Origin of the sequence: Chryseobacterium sp. CP-77 (assembly GCF_036362765.1) — a bacterium.
Lineage (GTDB): Bacteria > Bacteroidota > Bacteroidia > Flavobacteriales > Weeksellaceae > Chryseobacterium > Chryseobacterium cupriresistens.
In genome coordinates, this window is sequence record NZ_CP143637.1 from 206,554 (window position 1) to 227,234 (window position 20,681).

The 20,681-nt window shown below is 36.0% G+C and carries 22 protein-coding genes; 10 read left to right on the top strand and 12 right to left on the bottom strand.

From position 1 onward, the window contains the following. Positions 1-247: 247 nt before the first annotated feature. From V0410_RS00905 to V0410_RS00915, 3 genes are all read left to right on the top strand, one after another. Positions 248-1,666: a transcriptional regulator gene (locus tag V0410_RS00905; RefSeq protein ID WP_330745922.1), complete on the top strand. Its 1,419-nt coding sequence runs from the start codon at positions 248-250 to the stop codon at positions 1,664-1,666. Between the two features lie 452 nt (positions 1,667-2,118). Then, positions 2,119-2,352, top strand: a complete 234-nt coding sequence (locus V0410_RS00910; protein ID WP_330745923.1) for a hypothetical protein — start codon at positions 2,119-2,121, stop codon at positions 2,350-2,352. Positions 2,353-2,367: 15 nt separating this feature from the next. Beyond that, entirely contained in the window at positions 2,368-2,619 is a 252-nt protein-coding gene (locus V0410_RS00915) for a hypothetical protein (protein WP_330745924.1), read from the top strand. Between the two features lie 31 nt (positions 2,620-2,650). On the opposite strand, the gene V0410_RS00920 is transcribed toward V0410_RS00915, so the two are convergent. Next, positions 2,651-3,634 (bottom strand): sterol desaturase family protein, encoded by a 984-nt coding sequence (locus tag V0410_RS00920; RefSeq protein ID WP_330745925.1) that lies wholly within the window; start codon positions 3,632-3,634, stop codon positions 2,651-2,653. 11 nt (positions 3,635-3,645) lie between these two features. After that, positions 3,646-4,296, bottom strand: coding sequence for a lysoplasmalogenase (locus tag V0410_RS00925; RefSeq protein ID WP_330745926.1), 651 nt, complete (start codon positions 4,294-4,296; stop codon positions 3,646-3,648). A gap of 471 nt (positions 4,297-4,767) precedes the next feature. Between V0410_RS00925 and V0410_RS00930 the strand changes: the two genes are divergently transcribed. Further along, positions 4,768-5,220 (top strand): Hsp20/alpha crystallin family protein, encoded by a 453-nt coding sequence (locus tag V0410_RS00930; RefSeq protein ID WP_110009804.1) that lies wholly within the window; start codon positions 4,768-4,770, stop codon positions 5,218-5,220. 135 nt (positions 5,221-5,355) lie between these two features. Here V0410_RS00930 and V0410_RS00935 read toward each other — a convergent pair whose 3' ends face one another. The 8 genes from V0410_RS00935 to V0410_RS00970 form a co-directional block, all read right to left on the bottom strand. Then, positions 5,356-6,144 (bottom strand): PhzF family phenazine biosynthesis protein, encoded by a 789-nt coding sequence (locus tag V0410_RS00935; protein WP_330745927.1) that lies wholly within the window; start codon positions 6,142-6,144, stop codon positions 5,356-5,358. 259 nt (positions 6,145-6,403) lie between these two features. After that, entirely contained in the window at positions 6,404-7,435 is a 1,032-nt protein-coding gene (gene arsB / locus V0410_RS00940; RefSeq protein ID WP_330745928.1) for an ACR3 family arsenite efflux transporter, read from the bottom strand. 2 nt (positions 7,436-7,437) lie between these two features. Then, entirely contained in the window at positions 7,438-8,049 is a 612-nt protein-coding gene (locus V0410_RS00945; protein WP_330745929.1) for an arsenate-mycothiol transferase ArsC, read from the bottom strand. A 12-nt stretch (positions 8,050-8,061) separates the two neighbouring features. Further along, positions 8,062-8,535 carry a DUF6428 family protein gene (locus V0410_RS00950; RefSeq protein ID WP_227941639.1) on the bottom strand — a complete coding sequence of 158 codons (474 nt, stop codon included), beginning with the start codon at positions 8,533-8,535 and terminating at the stop codon, positions 8,062-8,064. Between the two features lie 76 nt (positions 8,536-8,611). Continuing rightward, positions 8,612-8,941 (bottom strand): ArsR/SmtB family transcription factor, encoded by a 330-nt coding sequence (locus V0410_RS00955; RefSeq protein WP_137904257.1) that lies wholly within the window; start codon positions 8,939-8,941, stop codon positions 8,612-8,614. 175 nt (positions 8,942-9,116) lie between these two features. Then, positions 9,117-10,058, bottom strand: coding sequence for a 3',5'-cyclic-nucleotide phosphodiesterase (locus tag V0410_RS00960; RefSeq protein ID WP_330745931.1), 942 nt, complete (start codon positions 10,056-10,058; stop codon positions 9,117-9,119). A gap of 127 nt (positions 10,059-10,185) precedes the next feature. Next, positions 10,186-11,289 (bottom strand): agmatine deiminase family protein, encoded by a 1,104-nt coding sequence (locus V0410_RS00965; RefSeq protein WP_330745932.1) that lies wholly within the window; start codon positions 11,287-11,289, stop codon positions 10,186-10,188. 87 nt (positions 11,290-11,376) lie between these two features. Beyond that, a complete protein-coding gene (locus tag V0410_RS00970) occupies positions 11,377-12,201 on the bottom strand; it encodes an AraC family transcriptional regulator (protein WP_330745933.1) in 825 nt (274 codons plus the stop codon). Positions 12,202-12,363: 162 nt separating this feature from the next. Between V0410_RS00970 and V0410_RS00975 the strand changes: the two genes are divergently transcribed. Then, positions 12,364-12,612, top strand: a complete 249-nt coding sequence (locus V0410_RS00975; protein ID WP_110009680.1) for an FUSC family protein — start codon at positions 12,364-12,366, stop codon at positions 12,610-12,612. After that, positions 12,612-13,019 carry a YybH family protein gene (locus V0410_RS00980; RefSeq protein ID WP_330745934.1) on the top strand — a complete coding sequence of 136 codons (408 nt, stop codon included), beginning with the start codon at positions 12,612-12,614 and terminating at the stop codon, positions 13,017-13,019. Before V0410_RS00975 ends, V0410_RS00980 begins: the two co-directional genes overlap by 1 nt. Before the next feature lie 70 nt (positions 13,020-13,089). Here the strand turns inward: V0410_RS00980 and V0410_RS00985 are convergent, their stop codons facing one another. Together V0410_RS00985 and V0410_RS00990 are read right to left on the bottom strand one after the other, a co-directional pair. Next, complete coding sequence (locus tag V0410_RS00985; protein WP_330745935.1) at positions 13,090-14,544, bottom strand: sigma 54-interacting transcriptional regulator; 1,455 nt, start codon at positions 14,542-14,544, stop codon at positions 13,090-13,092. Between the two features lie 61 nt (positions 14,545-14,605). After that, on the bottom strand, positions 14,606-15,745 hold the full coding sequence (locus V0410_RS00990; RefSeq protein WP_330745936.1) for a vWA domain-containing protein: 1,140 nt from the start codon (positions 15,743-15,745) through the stop codon (positions 14,606-14,608). A 576-nt stretch (positions 15,746-16,321) separates the two neighbouring features. On the opposite strand from V0410_RS00990, the gene V0410_RS00995 reads away from it, so the two are divergent. The 4 genes from V0410_RS00995 (at position 16,322) to V0410_RS01010 (ending at position 20,664) form a co-directional block, all read left to right on the top strand. Further along, a complete protein-coding gene (locus tag V0410_RS00995) occupies positions 16,322-18,055 on the top strand; it encodes a sensor histidine kinase (RefSeq protein ID WP_330745937.1) in 1,734 nt (577 codons plus the stop codon). After that, a complete protein-coding gene (locus V0410_RS01000; RefSeq protein WP_330745938.1) occupies positions 18,033-18,686 on the top strand; it encodes a response regulator transcription factor in 654 nt (217 codons plus the stop codon). Before V0410_RS00995 ends, V0410_RS01000 begins: the two co-directional genes overlap by 23 nt. Before the next feature lie 483 nt (positions 18,687-19,169). After that, positions 19,170-19,577 carry an ACT domain-containing protein gene (locus V0410_RS01005; protein WP_330745939.1) on the top strand — a complete coding sequence of 136 codons (408 nt, stop codon included), beginning with the start codon at positions 19,170-19,172 and terminating at the stop codon, positions 19,575-19,577. 139 nt (positions 19,578-19,716) lie between these two features. After that, a complete protein-coding gene (locus tag V0410_RS01010) occupies positions 19,717-20,664 on the top strand; it encodes an alpha/beta fold hydrolase (protein ID WP_330745940.1) in 948 nt (315 codons plus the stop codon). Positions 20,665-20,681: the final 17 nt, after the last annotated feature.

The window sequence follows — 20,681 nt, forward strand, 5'->3', positions numbered from 1 at the left end:
ATCTTCTAAATGTTTAAAAAATTAACCGGTTTTAAATTTTCTGACATTTTTATTTCTGACTGTGCAAAATTATAGTCATTAGATCATTATACTACTACTACAAGTACACTTCTTTGGTTTAATTTGTTGATTTTAAGACTGTTATTGTTGTGTGTGCGTGCTATTGTAGTAGATGAATTGAATTTATTTTTAATATTTTCTATTATTTTTAAGAATAAAATGATATTTTTATCATTCAGTGAACACAATGGTAAGCAGGACTGATACTTTAAAAATTTTATTGTTTATTTTATTGTTTTCAACTTTAAAATACAAGGCGCAGGATTATTCTTTTTTTCCTGAAACAATAAAAAAAACAGCAGAATATTCGAACCGGGGAGAACTTTCCGGAGCAATGAACTATAATATTAATGCTCTTGGCAAGTATAAAAAACTTAATGATAAAGAAAATATTGCTACGGTATATATTAACATCAGCTATCTTTTATTTCTATTAAACAAAACTGATGAAGGTTTAAAGTACCTGGATCTTGCAAAAGAGGAAATGAAAGGACTTAAAAATCCTCTGCTGGAAGCAAGACTTTATAATGAATATGCTAAAATAAGTACAAGGCTGTCATTAACAGAGCAATCAAATCTGGAGTTTGATAAAGCAATACGATATGCGTTGAAAGTCCCGGACGAAAAACAAAAAAATTACCTCCTTTTTTATAGCTACACCTGGAAACGACTTAACTTTCTTAACAAAAAAGATTCTTTGATCAGTCTTGAAAAGAAGAGTCTGAAGTATATGCCTAGCGGAATTACCTATACCAAAATTGCCGATCGTTTTATACAGGATGGAAAACATCTTGATTCTGCAGACTATTATCTTAAGAAAGCGCTTATTGCGCCTGATAGCAACATTGTTGCAGTTCGTGGACTTATCTGGTTTAGCTATGGAAATCTTTACAATGTCCAAAAGGATCATAAAAAAGCACTGGAATATTATTTAAAATCCCTTCAGACTTTTGAAAAAATAAAATTCAAAGCACAGATAAGAAAGTCCTTTGATTCTCTCTCCAGCACGTATGATTACCTTAATGATCACCAAAGTGCTAATCTTTATTTTAAAAAATACAAACTCATTAATGATACCATAAAAAAGGATGAGAAGAAAGCAGTAAATATTGTAGTAGAAAGGTTAATGCTGGCAAAGGAAAGAGAAGAAAAAAATAAAAGAAACTATTTGTATTTTTTTATTTTTATCATTGTTGGCTTTTCTGTCACTGCTTTTTATGTTGTTAGGAGAAAATATCAAAAAAAACAAAAACAAAAAAATGAACTTATTCAGGAAATGACTTCAGAAACAGATCAACTGAAGAAGAAAGTGGGGGGATCGTACAGAGAGATTATACAGCTGGCAGAATCCAGAAGTCCTTTTTTTCTTACCCGCTTCAAGCAAGTCTATCCCGAATTTTGTGAGAAACTTATTCTTCATTGCCCGGAATTGTCTGAACATGATATTAAATTTTGTGCTTATATTAAATTGAATCTTACCAATAAAGAGATTGTTTTATTTGAAAACATCACGGTTCGGGGCGTAGAAACAAAAAAATACAGGCTTAAAAAGAAATTAAGCCTGTCTGCTGATACCGATCTTAATAAATGGCTCATGGAGCTTTGAAAGTATCGGTTTGTTTTTAATAATTAAAATATAAAGGAATCAGATAAACTTATTTATTACTTGAAAAGTTAATTTAACTTTGTTAGAATAATTTGGTAATTTCTACTTATATTTCCATTATTTGTTATATTTATTATACCTACTGAGGGCATATTCAAAGTATAATTGAAAGCAGTGGTATTCCCTCCATCCTGACAACCAGGATATGACCAGGTAGTTTGTACACTAAATCTATTTACCTGATTAAAAACAGGATTGTTGCTAGCTCCATTTCCTGATGTATGACCTCCTTGGCCGTTGAGTCCATAAAAACTGTTAAGAGGATGATTTGTAACAAAATACTCTGTTGTTGCAATATTATAATCTTTTATAAGAATGGCAAAATAGAAATCAAAGATATAACTCTTTGTAACATTGTAATACCCGTCATCCCAAAAACTACGAGTGATTCAGTGGAGAGGATAACTGTGGAAATCCCTCTACAAACTCTTAATTGGTCAGTTCGATGTACTGCATGGGTTATGATGAAGAAGGGCGGTTGTATAAGGATTGCCGATTTAGACCTTGTAATGTATGGTGATCAGGGGAGAAAGTTTTATTCTGCTTTGAAAGAGTTTTTAACTGAAAATGGAAAAAAAGATACTATTTCTGAGTTAAATGATTTTTATAAACCCTTTATTAAGTAAAATAATATTCATAGTATGTTTTTAAAAATAAAAAATAAATTTGTGAAATTTGACCTTTTAGGAAAAACCAAAGAGGAGGTTCGTGTTTCTATGAAAGAGGAGCTTGTACAGATAAACAGTAATTTATGGAGTTATGAACTCGATGGATCTCGTTTACTAAAGAAAACCGTAATGTACATTGAATTTGAGAATGATAAAGCCTGTCATCTCTCTTTAAGGATAGTGTATAAAAATCCGTTGAAAAAATTGATGTCATGGCGTAGTTAAGGTATCTTACACTTTTCATGCAAGACAACCATCAATTATTCATCTTTTCTTTTAATTCCCGCTTCAAAGTAGAAATCCGCTCATCTTTATCATGATGATGCCAGCCCGGAGCATTGAATATATACCCCAGTTTCGCTTTCCATGTCGGTGCATTCCGGACATCCTTTATCATTTTTCCAAACTCATCAAAGACGATATGAAAAACATTATAAGTATGAATATTATGATAGATTCCGTACTCCGTCGTTTTCTTTTCTTCCGCTTTGTACGTGCCGAAAAGATGATCCCAAATCATCAAAATGCCACCATAGTTATTATCTAAATCCTCAATTTTTCGGGAATGATGCACCCGATGGTTGGATGGAGAATTGAATATTTTATCAAACCACCCTAATTTTCCAATAGCATTGGTATGCGGCCAGAATTGAAAAATCAGGTTAAATTGATGCATCATAGCAATCATAATAGGATGAAAACCAATCATGATAAAAGGGATATACCAAATGTCCCGATATATGATTTCAAACCATCCCTGACGCAATGCAATAGCAAGACTCAAATGAGTAGCCGAATGATGATTGACATGACCTGTCCAGAATAATCTGATTTTATGGCTCAACCGATGATGCCAATAAAAGCCAAAGTCCTGAACAATCATAACCAGTAACCAAAGCCACCAGTGATCTGCATGCCATTGTAAAGTGAAGAATTTATTGAAATCTTTGATCCCGAAAATATTGGTAAGTCTGAAATGATTGTAAATCCAAAAAAAGTAGGATAATGAAATAGCTTTCATCCCAAAGTCTAACATTACTGCCCCTATCCCCAATCCGATACTCGATACATTATCTTTGATGAGTCTTTTGGTGAATACTTTTTGAGGAATCTGATACAAAAATATTTCCCCTACTATCAACAAGATAAACACAGGGGTAAAATAAGTAACAGGATCAGTAAAATCCAATGGACAGAATAGGCCAATACTATGAAAAAAACGGTTATCTATTCTTTTCATAAGTCTTGATTTTATCGGATAATTCTGTTCTTTTTTTCAAGACCAACCACTCCCAGCACCAACATCAACTGGGCTAAAACATAAGTAATCATCACAACAAGTTCTTTCCCGATACTACGCTGTACAAACAGATTAATGGCCAATACAGAATCTGATATTACAAACAAAACAGCTCCCAGGATTAATAATAAAGAATAAGTTCTGATACTGAAATACAGCATCGTAGCAATGGTAATTCCGTAAATCACCACGGGTATCTTCATTTCGTTTAAATAAGGAAATATATAGTAAATAAATGAGCCTAAATAAAGCAAAACAAAGGGAAGCCAACTCCAGACATTTTTCTTTTTAACCCTTAAAAAATAAACGATGTAACAAATATGAGCCAACAAAAAGCTTCCCAAACCGGGCATAAATCCCCATCCAAATAACAAAAACACATCACCCAAAAAGCTCAGAATTAATCCAGACAAAAACCATTGGTTGATCCGACATGTATTTTGTTGAGAATAAGTAAAATAAAACCAGATAATAACAGGTAACAACAGTGGCTTGGTAAAAAACCGCCAGGAACTATGATCCATAGCAATAAATATTAAGTCAAATGCAAAAACAATGGAAAGAAGGACTAATAACAATTTGATATTGAAGGATTTTATCATGGTATTATTTATCTTTTTACTTGTTACAATAGGGATATCCCAGGTTTGCACCAAATTATTCTATATTCGACACTTAGCTCGGATTGTTAAATTACAAATAAAATGAAGATAGAAATACTTTTGAAATGTAAAATACAATGCATTACACTTTAGTTTATTTTATATTGTAGAAATACACTATTATTAGAAATATTATTTAAGCTTATGCGGTTTAATAACATCTTTTCCAAAGTAATTTTCGAATTTTTTGGGAAATTCTTCCTCCTTGAACTTTAGGATTGTATGCCTATTACTAAAAGTATTGAATGTTCTAAGGATCAGTGTTTTGTGTCATAAATTCTGAAAAAATGACAGAAAACCGGAAAAAATTTCATTCGGACTCAAATGGTATTTTTTTTGTAAAATCTTATGTACAGCTGGCCAGCTGACGTGTTTTTAAATGATTGTTAAACTTAATTAAAAATGATTACAATGAATAATCTAATAAGAAGAAACGGAAACAGCAATTTGGGCTTTTCAAATGTCTTTGATGATTTTTTTGGTCGTGAACTTTTTAACTGGGGCAATAACAATTACTCATCTACCAGTACAACCGTACCATCGGTCAATATAAAGGAGAACGGAGAGGCTTATGAAGTTCAGGTTGCAGCACCAGGTATGGATAAAAATGATTTTCAGATCAGGCTGGATGGTAACCTGCTTACCATTTCATCAGCCAAGGAAGATCGTAAAGAGACTAAAGATGAAAACTTCACACGAAGAGAATTCAGTTACCAATCTTTCAAGAGAAGTTTTGAGCTTCCAAAAGATGTTGTGGATCAGGATAATATTAATGCAAAATATGAAAATGGCCTTTTAATGTTAACCATCCCGAAAAAAGAAGATGCGAAGCAGAAACCACCAAGAATGATTGAAATCTCATAGAAATAATTACAAAATTGGCTACCAAAAGAGTAGCCAATTTTTTTATAATTTTTGAAAATGCAGATCAACTTAAATCTTTGAATCAAATGATTCAAGGCCTTTATTATTAATATTGCAGTATTGTATTCTCTTCTCTTACTCTACCCAGAAATGTCCGACAGAATATGTTTGGGCTTTCCCTGCCACAATGACCCTTTCTTTTTTGTTCTCACAATAGAGTTGTCCGCCTCTTTCAGAGATCTGACGGGCAAAAAGCTGATCTTTTCCTAATCTTGATGACCAGAAGGGAATCAGTGAACAGTGTGCAGAACCGGTAACCGGATCTTCAAGAATGGAGGACTGCGGGGTAAAATACCTTGAAACAAAATCACTATCTGTCCCTTCCGAAGTTACAATAACACCGCCCGGATCAAGATTAATAAGATCAAAAACAGATCTTTCAATCCTGATATTTTTTACCTCTTCTTCAGAATCGTATACCAGAACATAATCTCTCGCTTTGAAGACTTCTTTAGGCTGGATATTAAGTGATCTGGATATCGTATCCGGAAGAGTAGAGGCTTCAGGCATTCTGGACGGAAAATCCATATAATACATCCCATCTTTAACATCTACTGTCAGTTCGCCACTTTTGGTTTCAAAAATGATTCTATTGCGCTCATAATTTAAGATGGAAACAAGACAATGGGCAGTAGCAAGAGTAGCGTGGCCGCATAAATCCATCTCTATTTCAGGGGTAAACCATCTCAGGTGAATACGATCTCCATTGTCAATAAAGAAAGCAGTTTCTGCTACCGCATTTTCACGGGCTATTTTTAAAAGGATTTCATTGGGTAACCAGGTTTTTAATGGGACAACACACGCCGGATTTCCATGGAAAACAGATTCTGTAAAAGCATCTATCTGATATAATTCTAACTTCATTATTAATAAAAATTTTCGTTCCCTATAAAGATAATCTATTTTTGAGATAAAGTCCTTATTTGTCCATAATTCCATACAACATTTAATGGTCTCTGATTTATTTTCTTATACAGATAAATATTTATTCCTTCGTTCCCCGATTTATAATAATTTTCCGTGGTAAATAAAATTAAGGCAGTGGAAATTATAAATTGAGTAAGAACTGATATCCATAAAAGAGCATCACTATTTCGGTGATGCTTCTTATTTTGTAATGAGATTAATGATACCATTTCTTTTTCATAAATAAACTTGCTTTTACGAGAAGTATTAATACCGGAACCTCTACCAATGGGCCAATCACCCCTACAAATGCCTGAGGTGAATGAATACCAAAGACTGAGATGGCAACGGCAATAGCCAGTTCAAAATTATTTCCGGTAGCCGTAAAGGCTATGGATGCATTTTTATCATAAGGAATTTTTAATGTTTTATTGATGATAAAACTTACAAAAAACATCAGAACAAAATAGATCACCAAAGGGACTGCTACCTTAATGACATCCATTGGCAATTCCAGTATTTTAGAGCCTTTCAAACTAAACATCAGTACGATGGTAAATAACAGAGCATACAATGTCACAGGAGAAATTTTAGGTGCAAATTTTCTGTTGTACCAGTCTGCTCCTTTTGATTGAATCAGAAAATATCGGGTGAGAAAACCTGCAAGAAAAGGAATTCCAAGGTAGATCAGTACACTTTCCGTAATATCCTGCATAGAAACACTCACCTTAAAGCTTGCAAAACCTAACTGATCGGGAAGGACATTGATAAACAGCCATACCAGGAAGCTATAAGTGAATACCTGAAAGATACTGTTTAAAGCAACCAGCAATGCCGCATATTCTCTGTTTCCTTTAGCGAGGTCATTCCAGACAATCACCATAGCAATACATCTGGCCAGTCCAATAAGGATTAGTCCGGACATATAATCAGGTTCATGTCTTAAAAAAAGAATAGCGAGAACAAACATCAGAACCGGACCAATAATCCAGTTGAGCAATAGAGAAATGCCGATTACTTTTTTATCCCTGAAAGCCAATGGCAGGAGAGTATAATCAACCTTTGCCAGGGGCGGATACATCATCAGAATGAGACCGATGGCCAGAGGAATATTAGTGGTTCCAAGAGACTGTGAATTGATGATATCAGGAATAGCCGGGAAAAAATGCCCCAAAGCAATCCCTGTCCCCATTGCCAGAAAGATCCATAAGGTAAGATAACGGTCTAAAAATTTTAATCTGGGCTGCATGATTATCTTTTGATTTTAGAAAAAACATACAACATTTCTTCTGCAATTTGTAAGCTTCTTTCAGTGTATATTGCTGACTGTTCCGGTGTGTTATCTGAAATCTTTGGATCTTCAAAGGTGATCGGAATTCTTTTTTCCGCACCAGGGATAAAAGGACATCCGTCGTCTGCCTGCGAACAGGTCATAATTGCTGCAAAACCGGATACAGGGTTGAACGGACTGTCATATTTTTTAGAAAAGCCAATGATCGGAAGGCTGTTATCATCATATTTTACAGCATATACAGGATTGGTGGTATCAGCAATACCGAAAACTGAAAAGCCTTGTTCTGCTAAAACTTCTGCAATCTTAGGAAATAATGCCGTTGTCTCCGTTCCCCCGGAATAGCAGTGAACTTCCGGAATGGCAAAGAAAGAAGCCGCTGTCTGTGCCCAAACCTGTGCCAGATGACTTCGTCGTGAATTATGAGTACAGATAAAATTCAGATTAATTTTTTTGCGGTCATCCACCTTTTGCTGGATAAAATGAATCAATGGTGCCAGAATCTCTTTTCTATGACTCTCTATATTTTCCCATTTAAGAGATTGAATCGTTTTTAATAATTTCTGATACATAATTAATAAAAATTAACAGCAGCCGGATCCCGGAGTGCAGGCCGATGTTGGGTTTACAGATAGTTCAGACAGATTTTTCTTTTGTTTTTCAGCAGGAATTCCGCACGCTTCCCTGGCAAGACAGGCTGTTGTTTTATTTTTCAGCACGAAATTTTTTCCGTTAAATTCAAGGTCATATTTACCAATGGTGTCTCCCTGGTATTCAACTTCAATTTCAGAGTCTTCAATTCCAAGTTTTTCTTCGGAAAGCTGAATGATATGAAGTAATTTTCCAGGTTTCAGACGATGTTCATAATCATCAGCATCCCATAGCTGGAAATTAACTACTTTTTCATTTCTGATAACCCCGCCGCAGTCGATGAAATTTTTTGTGATCTGACCCACTTCTGTTACATGGAAATGTTCAGGAACAAAATTTCCGTTTTCTAATTGAAATTCAACATTTTCCAATGCCGGTAGAATTTCTTTGATTTCTGATAGTCTCATAGTAGATTAAAATTGAGTGTTATAATTTTATAATGATATATTGCAATATTACGATGTTTGTGTTCAAAAAAATGCCTTAACAGCATTGTTTTATAGTAACATCCTGATTAAAAAACAGGTTGAATTCATTCTGAAACTGTTTCCATGTACTTTCATTAATGCAGTAACATACAGACTTTCCTTCAATGGAACCTTTGATGATTCCAATATTCTTAAGCTCTTTTAAATGCTGCGAAATGGTGGCCTGTGCCAATCCAAGTTCTTCAACGAGATCATTACAGATACATGCTTTTTGATTAATGATGTACTGTAAAATTGCGATTCTTGCCGGATGTCCCAAAACTTTAAGCAGAGAAGCCAGCTTATTTTGCTCGTCAGTATAAATTTCTGTTTTAGTAACTCCCATTTTATTTAACTTTATATTGCAATATTACGATGATAAATTAATTAGGCAATGAAAAAATTTCATAATTTTAATCATTTACATTTAAATTACTGATTGTCATTGTTTTAAAATTCAATGAATCATGTCTGAAATAAAAAAGATGAAGCCTGTTTTTGCCTCATCTTTTAATTTATTGTTAGGGTAAACTCATCTTTTTGCCTTGTTCGGGGAAAATGTAATTTACTTTTAAAGGATTGTTTTTCAATAATTCCATTTTGATCAATTCAGGATTATCGCCTGTCGGCTTTCTGTGAGTAACCACAATATTAAGGCCTTCAAGGCTGCTCTGTCCGGTCTTTTCTTTAAGTTTACTCAATTCCTCAGTCAGCAGATTAGGAGTAAGGTGCCCAAACAGAAGATGTTCCGGCTGACTGTTGGGGAAGGAAACTTCAATTAATATTGTATTGAGCTGTTTTTTCTTAACAAGTGGAGCTGCCACGTTCCAAAGTTGGTCAAGACGGTCAGATTTTTCTATACGGTCAGCACCTGTATCTCCCAGATAAAGCAGATAATGATTCTCTCTTCTTACCAAAGCAGCACTGCTTTTATAAGGATTTACATGGCTTAGTTCATAGCCGGTTATAAAAAAAGGAGTTTTATGTGCGGGAATTTCAGTTCCTGCCTGCAGTTCATTATAATGGTATTTTCCAAGGATAGGTTTTTGCCCCTGATCAGCAAAATTGATCCAGGTATCCGTGATAAAGTAGTGATTCTGCAGAATCTGAATCACAGGAGCTATCGCAAAAATATCTTTCTTCGAATCGGCCGGAGAATTGATGATCAGCCCTGATAAATGATCCAGGTGGCCGTGAGATACAAAATATCCTTTGATCTGATCTTTTAAAACTGTTTCTGTAGGTCCTTCAAGGCTTTTCATTTCGATTGCTTTCCGGATTCCGGCATTTACCGTACCGGCATCAAGGCAGAGAAATGCATTGTCTTTCGGAGCGCCTACCAGATACGCTGATAAATTGTCTTCCTGTTCACCACCATATATTCCTAAGGGAATTACATCAAAATTCTGTGCCTGGCAAACCATATTCAGAAGAACCAATAAAGAAAGGGCTGTTTTTTTCATAATACGTATAATAGAAAACCATCTTTTTCGGGATGGACAGGGCAAATTTACGCTATTTTTTGACGATGGGCATTCTCTATTAGTAAAGCCTGCTGAAAATCAGCAGACTTTATTTTTAATATCATTTTTACTGAGGTTGTTGCTGTGTTACACAATGTACCATTCCGCCATTGGCAAATAAATTCCGGCAGTCTATACCAACCACCTGTTTGCCAGGATAAAGCTGTTGGATAATATTGTTGGCAACTGCATCGTTAGGGTCGTTATAATTAGGAACCAATACACGGTTATTCGCAATATAATAATTGATATAAGAAGCACGCCCTACATTCTTTCCGTACGTTGTAATTACATCATTTCTTGTTAAAGGTACTTTTACAAAGTGATAGGCAGCTCCGGTTTTTGTGGTTGCATCATACAGTTTATCAATATCTCCGTCCGGTACCTGCCAGTAGGCCAGATCATCAGGACTCATTGTAATAATGGTGGAAGAATTGGCAAACCGGGCAAAACCATCAATGTGCATATCGGTAATATCAAGACCGGCTTTTCCATTCAGCCAGATAAATTTGGTTACTCCGAGGTTTTTAGTAAATATAGCCTCTGCCTGTTGTTGCGTCATTCCCGGATTCCGGTTGTTATTCAGGATAGAACTTTTACAAGCCATCAACACTCCGTTTCCGTCAATTTCCACACTTCCGCCTTCATTGATCATCACTGAGTTAAGATTGATTTTTGGTATATTGGTATCGGCTGCTATTTTAGAAGGTATTACGTTACATTTGCTGTAATCGGCTTTGTTTCCCCAGCCGTTAAATCCCCAGTCCTGAATGAATAACTGCCCGTTCTGGTTTTTTACATAGATAGGACCATTATCTCTTATCCAGAAGTCATCCGTTTGATAAAGCTTAAAATTGATATTGGTAAGGGGAATACCGGCACTGTTTAATAGTCCTGTAATCCGATTTTTTTCTGTCCCGTCATAGGCAATGATATGAACCTTTTCACTTTGTACAAGTTCTTTGGTCATCGCTACCCAGGTGGCATCCAGTCTGTTGCGGTAAGTCACTCCATACTGATACTGATGAGGCCATTGCAGCCAGGTTCCTTCATGTGGAGCTGATTCTTCAGGCATTTTGTAAATAGCTGTTTCCGGATTTGCAGTGCCCGGAATTTCTGATAGCTCTGCAGCAGAACATGAAAATAAAAGAAGAGGTAATAAAGGGAACATAATTTTCTTTTTTTGCATAACTGATCTATTTTTAACAGAGCAAAATTAGATCAGCAAATGTTTTGAAAGTTGTCCTAAATTGACAACTTACTTCAATGGTAATAAAATATAGGTCAACTGTTTTTCCTGGCCGTCTTCATTTTCAGCATGATTTTCATACTTTTCAATGATAGGAGTATGTGAGAATTCAAGATCTGAATTCAAAATCCAGCGGGAATAGATTTTCGTATACGTGTCGTCTATTGTTTCGTAGCTTCCATGATGGATAAAGCGGGCGTATTTCCCTCCAAATATCATTTTTGAAGGAAACTTTTTATTTCCGGATTGAACGGATGAACATGCATCATAGCGGCAGTTGATTTCTGTTTTTATTAATGGTTCATCGGCTATAACTCCAAAATATTCTATCCCTGAGTCAGGGAAATCATTTTCCATGAACTTTTCCCACAGCACTTCAATCTCTTCATTGTTATAACAGGTATTAATGCTCTGATAATATACCTGGACAGGTTTCAGATAAACAATTTCGGGTTCCACCAAGACCTCTGAGGTAACAGGAATGATGGCACCTTCACAAAGGAGTTGTTCTTTACTTTGTCTTGCAGCTTTAGGGGAAATCCCGAAATGTTGTTTAAAAGCTTTGGAAAAGGAAGCGATATTGGCAAAACCAACTTCAATGGCAATGGAGGTAAGATTTTCCTGAGTATAAAGAATGCGTTTATAGCCATTTTCTACTTTTAATCTTTGCTGGAAAGCACCTATTGTCTCCCCACAGCTGTACTTGAAAATGCGCTGGATATTCCGGTAAGAATAATGAGAAATGTCTTCCAGTTCCTTTACAGAAACAGGCTGGTCGTAATTCTTCTCCATGAAATTGATAACTCTGTAAATACAATTCAGGTTGTCTTCCATAAGCATTGAAATTTTTCCGAAACTGGTGATATGAAATAAATTACAAATAAAAGAAATAAAAAAATATCTTGACAATATTGTAATTTAGCTTTCGGTAAAAATAGATTTAAAAAAAATGAATTTTACCGCTCTAAAACGAAAAACCAAGAAATACTATTAAATATGGAAAAAGATTTGTCAGAATTAACGGATCAGGAGCTGATAGAGAAAAAAAGAACTATTGAAGCCAGAAATGTTGTGAATGCTATCATCCTGGGGGTATTGGCTGGAATTGCTATTTATAGTACCATAACCAAAGGGATCAGTTTCACTACTTTTTTACCGATCCTTCTTGCTTTTTTTGTGGCCAACAGCTGGAATAAAGGTAAGAAAGGCTTGAAAAGGGAAATGGACTCCAGAAATGTGAAGTAATGCAGGAATTTAACAGAAAAACAGAAACTGGTGCTGTAGCCTATTTTCGGTATTGCATCAGAAACGGAGATGTAAAAGGAGCATTAAGCTGTTTTCATCCTGAAGCAGTCTACATAGACCGAGATGGAAGAGAGTGGAGAGGGTTTGAGCAGATAGAAAAAGCAATGAATGAGATTTGCCGCTTACAACTGGATATTCAAGGTGGAACTCCACATATCACTGTTGTAAATGATCTGGCGATGTGGCAGGATCAGTGGGAAATAACGGGAACTGCTCCGGATGGACATTCTATTCATATGACAGGCAATACTTCCTGTATCATGAAAAGAAATGAAGAAGGAGAGTGGCTGTGGCTGGTTGACAATCCTTTCGGTTCTGCTGTGCTTAAAAATGACAATCTGGTATAAAGTCTTTCAGAAACAAATAAAAAACCTTCAGATGAACTGAAGGTTTTACTTTTATAATATTTTACTGATTTTAGTTGCGTAAGAATTGGCCGATTCCAGGAGAATCGAAAGTGAATGCATTCTGATTTTCAGATTTATCAATTTTATTGCTGATGGTTAATGCCCATAATACAAGCTCTTTGCAGAAATTCTGATCTTCTCTGCTCAATTCAGAGGCATTTTCTTCCACCACAGTTGTCAAAGGTTCTATCTTGTCAAGTTTAGCATAAAATTCTTCATCCGTATCATTGTAGTTAAGTTCTAAATGATTTTTGTTGAACCATCTGATCAGGTCAGTGTATGGAGTTTTGATTCCTTCTTTTTCCAGTTTTGAAATACGTGGGAACAGGCTTTCAAATTGGGTCATTACCGCTTTATCAATTAATATTTTGGCCACGTAATCTGCTCCTTCCTGTTCTCCTTCATACACCAGTTCGATTTTCCCTGTGATAGATGGTATAATTGACATAAAATCAAGCAGACGTACAGTGGTTCTTTCTGCTCCAGATTCAATTAAACGTAATTTGGCCGCTGCCACTAAATTTTCCATGGCACTGATGGTCAAACGGGCACTGACACCACTTTTGGCATCCACATACTCGCTGATACGGGCGGCAAAAGCCACCTCTTCCAAAAGATCTTTCGCCAGATCAGGAATCTGAATCTGCGCTTTATCTTCAGTAGAAATCAATGCTTCCTGTTCTGTAATTTGTCTGGCAAGTGCTATTGTTTTGGGATAGTGTGTGAAGATCTGAGATCCTATTCTATCTTTCAGCGGCGTTACAATACTTCCTCTGTTGGTATAATCTTCCGGATTGGCGGTAAAGACAAACTGAATATCAAGCGGCATTCTCAGCTGGAATCCACGGATCTGAATATCTCCTTCCTGTAAAATATTAAACAAAGAAACCTGGATTCTTGCCTGCAGATCCGGTAATTCATTTAAAACAAAAATAGAACGGTTGGCACGCGGAATCATTCCATAATGGAGTACCCGTTCGTCGGAATAGGGCAGTTTCAGGGTTGCAGCTTTAATAGGATCAATGTCACCGATTAAGTCAGCCACATTTACATCGGGAGTAGCCAGTTTTTCATAGAAACGGTGAGAACGGTGTACCCATGAAATCGGAGTTTCATCTCCCAGTTCAGCAATCAGATCTTTGGCAAATTTTGAAATGGGCTGAAACGGGCTGTCATTGATTTCAGAACCTTTTACAATAGGCATATATTCATCAAGCAAATTAACCATGCTTCTTGCAATCCTGGTTTTTGCCTGTCCGCGCAGTCCCAGTAAATTGATGTGGTGTCCTGCAAGAATTGCCTTTTTCAGTTGGGGAACAACAGTGTCTTCATAGCCCCAAAGCCCTTCAAATACAGGTCCTTTAGATTTGATTCTGGCAATTAAGTTGGCCTGGATTTCCTCATTAATCGTTTTGTGAGTATAACCGGATTTTTTTAATTCTTTGAATGTAATATCGTTTTTCATTGTCTTGTAATACTATTTATCTGATGAGATTTTTATTTTTAAATAATGTAAAATCTGATCTTTATATTCTTCTTATTCTGTTTTTTTCGTAATCTTCAAAAATCATCTGCCCTAATCCTGAAAGTCCGGTCAGGAACGCCTTTCCTTTATTCTGGGCTGTAAACTCCTCCACGAACTGACGCAGATAAGGATCCTGGGCAATCATGAAAGTCGTGATAGGAATCTTCAGTTTTCTCGCCTGTGCTGCTCTGTTGAAACACTGGTTGACAATCTTTTCATCCAGCCCAAAGCTGTTCATATAAAACTCACCGCTGGGCAGCTGAATACAGCTGGGTTTTCCGTCGGTGATCATAAAAATCTGTTTGTTGGTATTTCTTTTTCTGCGAAGGATGTCCATGGCGAGTTCCAGACCTGCAACGGTATTGGTATGATAAGGACCGACTTTTAAATAGGGAAGGTCTTTGATCTTAATCGGCCATGCCTCGTTTCCAAAAACAATGATATCAATGGAATCTTTCGGATATTTCCGTTTGATCAATTCCACAAGTGCCATGGCCACTTTTTTGGCCGGAGTAATCCGGTCTTCACCATATAAGATCATAGAATGGCTGATATCAATCATCAGAGCAGTACTCATCTGTGCCTTATGTTTGGTTTCCTCTACGATCAGATCTTCCTCTGTGAGACGAAGGTCTGAGATTCCGTTGTTGATCTGTGCATTCTTTAAACTTTCGGTCATGTTCACAGCAGCAAGATCGTCTCCATATTGGAAAGAACGGTTTTCGCCATCACGTTCATCTCCGATTCCTGTTTTATGGGTACGGTGATTTCCGGCTCCGTTTTTCTTGAGTTTCCCAAAGATCTGATCCAGTGCATATTCACGAAGGGCAGCTTCCAGTTTCGGGGTTAATATATTTTTACCTTTTCCACCTCCAGTATTGCCTTCTTCAGGATCTTCTTCCCTGATATAACCTCGTTTTTTCAAATCCTCTTCAAAATCCTGAAGGGTATACTCATCACTGAAAATATCATATTCCTGATCAAGCATGTCCAGCCAGTCGAAGGCTTCTTCAATATCTCCGGAGGTATGGGTAAGCAGATCTTTGAAAACATCAAAGACACGGTCAAAATGTGATAACTCCTCCGGCACATGTTTGCTGAATATAAAGCCTTTTCCCGGATTAAAATTTTTATCTCTCATAAGATGATAAAGCGGTTTTTGCAGTTAATTGCTTTTGAATATTCAGAGAATTCGGTGAATGGTCTGAAGTATTCTTTAATTCCTTTCAAACTGAAAAGTTAGGAAAATATCACCTCATGATTCCCTTAGAAAAATAGAAAATACTAATGATTATGATATGGAATCGAAATATAATTCTGGGCTTTTTTTGCTTCCTGTGAATTTTACATCCTGAACTTTATCAAAGTTTTGTGAGTTTGTAATGTGTTTATTTTCACATGTTTGAATTGTTTTTTTGAATGAAATAAACAGAAAAAGAACATTTTGCCGCAAGCCCGCTTTTTTGCTATTGATCTAAAAAAATAGATTTACATACATAAAACTGAGTGTTGACAAGCCATTTTAATTGTAAAAAGAATTAAATTCTGTCTGTTTTATCAAATATTCATTATTAGTAAGAAGACAAAAATTACTTTAACTTTGCCAGTTAGATAATATATGGCTATTATGAAATTGCTGAAAATAATGCTATATTGTTGAAGACTAATATCTAATGGGCTTATCTGGTCAGGAAATTAATTTAACTGATAAACAAATATGAAAAATAAATTCTTAAATTTTAAATTGAGAAAACTTGTTCATTACTCATTGATCCTTTGTATTTTACTGATACAGGTGATTATTGCCATATTTTTCTACAACGAATTTGTCAACGGGAAAAAGCTGAAGTTTATAAAAGATCAGCTTGAAGAAAGCCGTGCCCTGGGAGGATTAACTGATAATTCCAGAAAAGATTTTATGGATGCACAGGATCATCTTCAGAAATATATGGCTACTCAGAATAACGATGATCTGCAGCTCTATTTCCAGTCGCTGAGAAAACTTAAAACTAATTTTGATAAGATTGGTGAGTATGAAAGTACAAGTCCAAGATTGAAAAAAAATCTGGCTCTTCATAGTCAGGATACCTTAAAGAATGCAAAACTGAAGACATTAATAGACTCAGTGTACCAAACCTCCCTCAATCCACCGGCAAAAATTGAGGACAAACAGTATGAACCTGCCAAGTATAAAAACGATTTTGAAGATTTCAATATTCAGACCCGTACATATGCGGATACCATTAAAAAGAAAGGCTTTTTCGGGCGTTTAAAAGATGCGGTAACAGGGAAAGTAGATGTTCAGAAGGAGAGTACTGTAATCACAATGACCAATAACAAGACTCTGGATATTTCTCAGGTAAAATCCAAAATGGACAATACCCTAAAATCTATGGACAAGCATTACGCTGCCGAAGTAAAAAAGGTTCAGCTGCTTGCGGCCATTAGTCAGAAGAATAATTTACAGTTTTACAGCAATTTCAGTAAGCTGCTGGTATATAGTAATAACTTAATAGAGGTTTACGAAAATGCCATCAAGGATTTTCAATCTGAACTGGAAAAAGAATACAACGACCAAAGTTCTAATAATAACAAGATAAGAACCTATCTGGTATTGGGGCTGATGGTTTTGATGTTTATTGTTTCTATTCTGATTATGTACTTTACAAGAATGGCGTTTATCTATGAACAGAAACTGGATGCTGCCAATAAAGAGATTAAAAAGAATCTTAATTTCAAAAACAGGATTCTGGGAATGTTAAGTCATGACCTGAGGTCTCCTTTGAAAATCATCAATATTTTCATTGACAAAATCCACAGAACTACCGAAGATGAAACGATAAAGGATTATCTTAAATCCATCAAGTTTACCAACAGTACCTTGCTTCTGCAGTCTAATCAGATTCTGGAATATACCAAAAATGAAAATGCTGAAAAAGAGCTTATACAGTCGGTTTTCAATCTTAAAGATGAAATCAGTTCTATTGTAAAGGTCATTACTCCATATCTGGAAACGAGAAACAACAGGTTTGTGGTGACAGACAGAATCCCTGAAAATCTGGTGGTCTATTCGGATAATATCAGAATCAATCAGATTTTTATGAATATTCTTGGTAATGCCAACAAGTTTACGGAAAACGGACAGATTGATCTTGTATTGGCTACAGAATCTCTTGGAGAAAATAAAATTTGCCTGATCACAACAGTAGCAGATACGGGAGTAGGAATATCAGAATCTGATCTTGGTAAAATTTTTGATCCTTATTATCAGGGTATGGTTTCTGATGAAGTAGATAATCTGGGAGCAGGACTTGGACTTAACCTCGTAAAAGAAATTGTAGAGCTTTTTGACGGCAATATATCGGTTGAAAGCAAATTACATAAAGGAACTAAAGTGACATTCAGGATCAATTTAAACAGTAATAATAATGGAAACACCAATACAAAGTAAAGAGATTATATTCCTTCTGGCAGACGATCATAGCATTGTACGCCAGGGAATGGAGATTGTTATCAGCGATATTGTTCCTAACGCCAAAGTTTATCAAACTTCATCCTTACATCAGGTATTGGAACTCATAGAATCGAAAGGAATCGAGATGGCTGTTATTGATGCCCATTTCCCGGATGGAAACAGTCTTCATATTTTACCACAGATGAAAAGCGTAAATCCTGATATTAAAATTTTGATTTTTACAGGACTTGAAGAAGAGCTGCACGGCCTTAAATTCATTAAAGCCGGTGCTGACGGCTACCTGAGTAAACTGAGTGAGGAGGAAGACGTAAGAAAAGCAATTACAACCTTCATCGAAAAGGGAGAGTACTTCTCTGATCTTCTGAGAAACCTGCTGGTACAGTTTGTTTACAATCCGGATCTGATAAGCCCGCTCAACAGTTTAACCAAAAGAGAAATGCAGATTGCAGAACTTTATGCTGAAGGATATGGAAACCTGGAAATTTCAAACAGTCTGAATATCAAACAAAATACAGTAAGCACAATCAAAAAAAATATCTTTGAAAAACTCAAGATTGAAAATATGGTTGAGCTTGTGGACCTTGTCAAAACCCACCATAAACTATAGTGTTTTTTAAGGTAATCTCCACTTCTTATTGTCAGGGTATTATATTTCATCGATAAATATCTATAAGTCGATCGACAAGTATCGATGGGGTTTATAGAAGATTTTATTTGGAAATGTTGTTCCTTTGTAATGTAAAATTTAAGTAATGAAAAACAACTGAGAAATGTTTTTTTAACTTCTTAAGTTTCACACGCAAAAAACAACAAATGATGTAGCTATTTTACAAATAGTAAATGGTAGTTATAGAAACACAAATGATGAAAAATTAATAAACACTGATGAAATTAAAGAAGTGTATGAATAACCTTAAACGGACTTCTTAAAAAAGCCAAATGATCAGAAAAAAACACAAACACATATAGTGAGGTTCAGTTAATAGGTTACAGTACAAACACAAAAAGGAGGCGCGCAGCCTCCTTTTGTGTTTTTTATCAAATGATAAACAAATGTGGCTCTCCATCTCTTATTTTTGTATCAAAAAAGATGTCAGGAGAAAAAGATTTGGCCCTACTGATTCAGAATATGGAACCAGTATTGAATGCCGGAGAATATGTATTTTGTACTGTTGAAACTCTAGCAGCAATACCAGACCTCGAAAAGGTTCTGTTTTTTTTCCGGGAAAATGAAGCCGTTACCATTGTGGTAGAAAAAACAGTAGCAGATGAATGGAATATGAATTACAGCTATATTTCTTCATGGATTACTCTTACAATTCACTCTTCTCTGGAAGCCGTAGGGCTTACTGCAGCTTTTGCCAATGCCCTGAAAAAGGAAAATATCAGCTGTAATGTAGTTGCCGCTTACTTCCATGATCATATTTTTGTAGCCCGGAAAGATGCTGAAAAAGCGATGGATGCCCTGTATGCATTGAGATCAGCTCAGAAGCTGTAAATTATTTTCGAAGAAATTGTATTTCACCTTTTAAAATGTCTATTTGAGTTGCTAAAATGTCCTCTTGATAACGAAATTGAGTGTTCTGCCTGTTTTTGTGTTTTATGTTTGCACCATAATCATACAAAAATAAACAACAATGAAAACAATCAGAAAAGTCTCAGCCTTAAGCTTATTATGTTTAACGCTTTTTACTGTAGTGACAGTCTCCTGTACTGAAGAAAATGAACCTCCCACGACGCAGGAGATACAAAACAGAAACCACCAGAATGCCAAAACCCAATTCATAACCGTTAAAGGAAATGCCATCGCATACCGTGTTTTAGGAAAAGAAGACGGAACTCCTTTGGTTCTCCTTCCGGGATTAGGCGGCTCAATGGATGACTGGGATCCTGCAGTGACGGATGGACTGGCTAAAAACTATAAAGTCATTATATTTGATAACAAAGGAGTCTCTTCCTCAAAAGGAACCACTCCCAATACAGTTCAGGCGATGGCCGACGATGCGGTAGACTTTATTAAGGCTTTGAACCTGACCAAAGTGAATATCATGGGATTTTCTATGGGAGGATTCGTCGCACAGCGAATAGTGCTTACCAATCCCTCACTGATTAATAAAGTGATTTTAACAGGTACAGGCCCTCAGGGAGCCATAGGATTGTCTAATCTGCCCAATATTATTGCCGGAACCGCTGGCTTAAGTCCTGAAGCTTCATTCCTGAAATTTGGTTTTACAGAATCTGCTCAGAGTATTGCGGAAGGAAAAGCTTCTTTTGCAAGAGTTCAGCTTCGTACGACGGACAGAGACCTTCCTTTAAATGATGCAGCCTCCGGTGCCCAGTTTACTGCAGTATTAAGCTGGGCCCAGCCTGATGCTGATGCGCTTACAGAAATAGAGAAGATTAAAAATCCGGTACTGATTGTACATGGTGAAAATGATCTTCCGGTATCTGTTCAGAATGCTAAAAATATGGCTCAGCATTTAGACCATGCAGAGCTGGTGATTTTCCCGGATTCAGGACATGCTTCTTTTTATCAGTATCACGATATATTTGTTGCGAAAGCTACAGAATTCCTAGGAAAATAAATCTGTTCTTAAAAAAT

Excerpts from the sequence above, each read along its gene's own strand:
- V0410_RS00905 (WP_330745922.1), top strand. The coding sequence starts at position 248 with ATGGTAAGCAGGACTGATACTTTAAAAATTTTATTGTTTATTTTATTG.
- V0410_RS00915 (WP_330745924.1), top strand. The coding sequence starts at position 2,368 with ATGTTTTTAAAAATAAAAAATAAATTTGTGAAATTTGACCTTTTAGGA.
- V0410_RS00920 (WP_330745925.1), bottom strand. The coding sequence starts at position 3,634 with ATGAAAAGAATAGATAACCGTTTTTTTCATAGTATTGGCCTATTCTGT.
- V0410_RS00925 (WP_330745926.1), bottom strand. The coding sequence starts at position 4,296 with ATGATAAAATCCTTCAATATCAAATTGTTATTAGTCCTTCTTTCCATT.
- V0410_RS00930 (WP_110009804.1), top strand. The coding sequence starts at position 4,768 with ATGAATAATCTAATAAGAAGAAACGGAAACAGCAATTTGGGCTTTTCA.
- V0410_RS00935 (WP_330745927.1), bottom strand. The coding sequence starts at position 6,144 with ATGAAGTTAGAATTATATCAGATAGATGCTTTTACAGAATCTGTTTTC.
- arsB (WP_330745928.1), bottom strand. The coding sequence starts at position 7,435 with ATGCAGCCCAGATTAAAATTTTTAGACCGTTATCTTACCTTATGGATC.
- V0410_RS00945 (WP_330745929.1), bottom strand. The coding sequence starts at position 8,049 with ATGTATCAGAAATTATTAAAAACGATTCAATCTCTTAAATGGGAAAAT.
- V0410_RS00950 (WP_227941639.1), bottom strand. The coding sequence starts at position 8,535 with ATGAGACTATCAGAAATCAAAGAAATTCTACCGGCATTGGAAAATGTT.
- V0410_RS00955 (WP_137904257.1), bottom strand. The coding sequence starts at position 8,941 with ATGGGAGTTACTAAAACAGAAATTTATACTGACGAGCAAAATAAGCTG.
- V0410_RS00960 (WP_330745931.1), bottom strand. The coding sequence starts at position 10,058 with ATGAAAAAAACAGCCCTTTCTTTATTGGTTCTTCTGAATATGGTTTGC.
- V0410_RS00965 (WP_330745932.1), bottom strand. The coding sequence starts at position 11,289 with ATGTTCCCTTTATTACCTCTTCTTTTATTTTCATGTTCTGCTGCAGAG.
- V0410_RS00970 (WP_330745933.1), bottom strand. The coding sequence starts at position 12,201 with ATGGAAGACAACCTGAATTGTATTTACAGAGTTATCAATTTCATGGAG.
- V0410_RS00975 (WP_110009680.1), top strand. The coding sequence starts at position 12,364 with ATGGAAAAAGATTTGTCAGAATTAACGGATCAGGAGCTGATAGAGAAA.
- V0410_RS00980 (WP_330745934.1), top strand. The coding sequence starts at position 12,612 with ATGCAGGAATTTAACAGAAAAACAGAAACTGGTGCTGTAGCCTATTTT.
- V0410_RS00985 (WP_330745935.1), bottom strand. The coding sequence starts at position 14,544 with ATGAAAAACGATATTACATTCAAAGAATTAAAAAAATCCGGTTATACT.
- V0410_RS00990 (WP_330745936.1), bottom strand. The coding sequence starts at position 15,745 with ATGAGAGATAAAAATTTTAATCCGGGAAAAGGCTTTATATTCAGCAAA.
- V0410_RS00995 (WP_330745937.1), top strand. The coding sequence starts at position 16,322 with ATGAAAAATAAATTCTTAAATTTTAAATTGAGAAAACTTGTTCATTAC.
- V0410_RS01000 (WP_330745938.1), top strand. The coding sequence starts at position 18,033 with ATGGAAACACCAATACAAAGTAAAGAGATTATATTCCTTCTGGCAGAC.
- V0410_RS01005 (WP_330745939.1), top strand. The coding sequence starts at position 19,170 with ATGTCAGGAGAAAAAGATTTGGCCCTACTGATTCAGAATATGGAACCA.
- V0410_RS01010 (WP_330745940.1), top strand. The coding sequence starts at position 19,717 with ATGAAAACAATCAGAAAAGTCTCAGCCTTAAGCTTATTATGTTTAACG.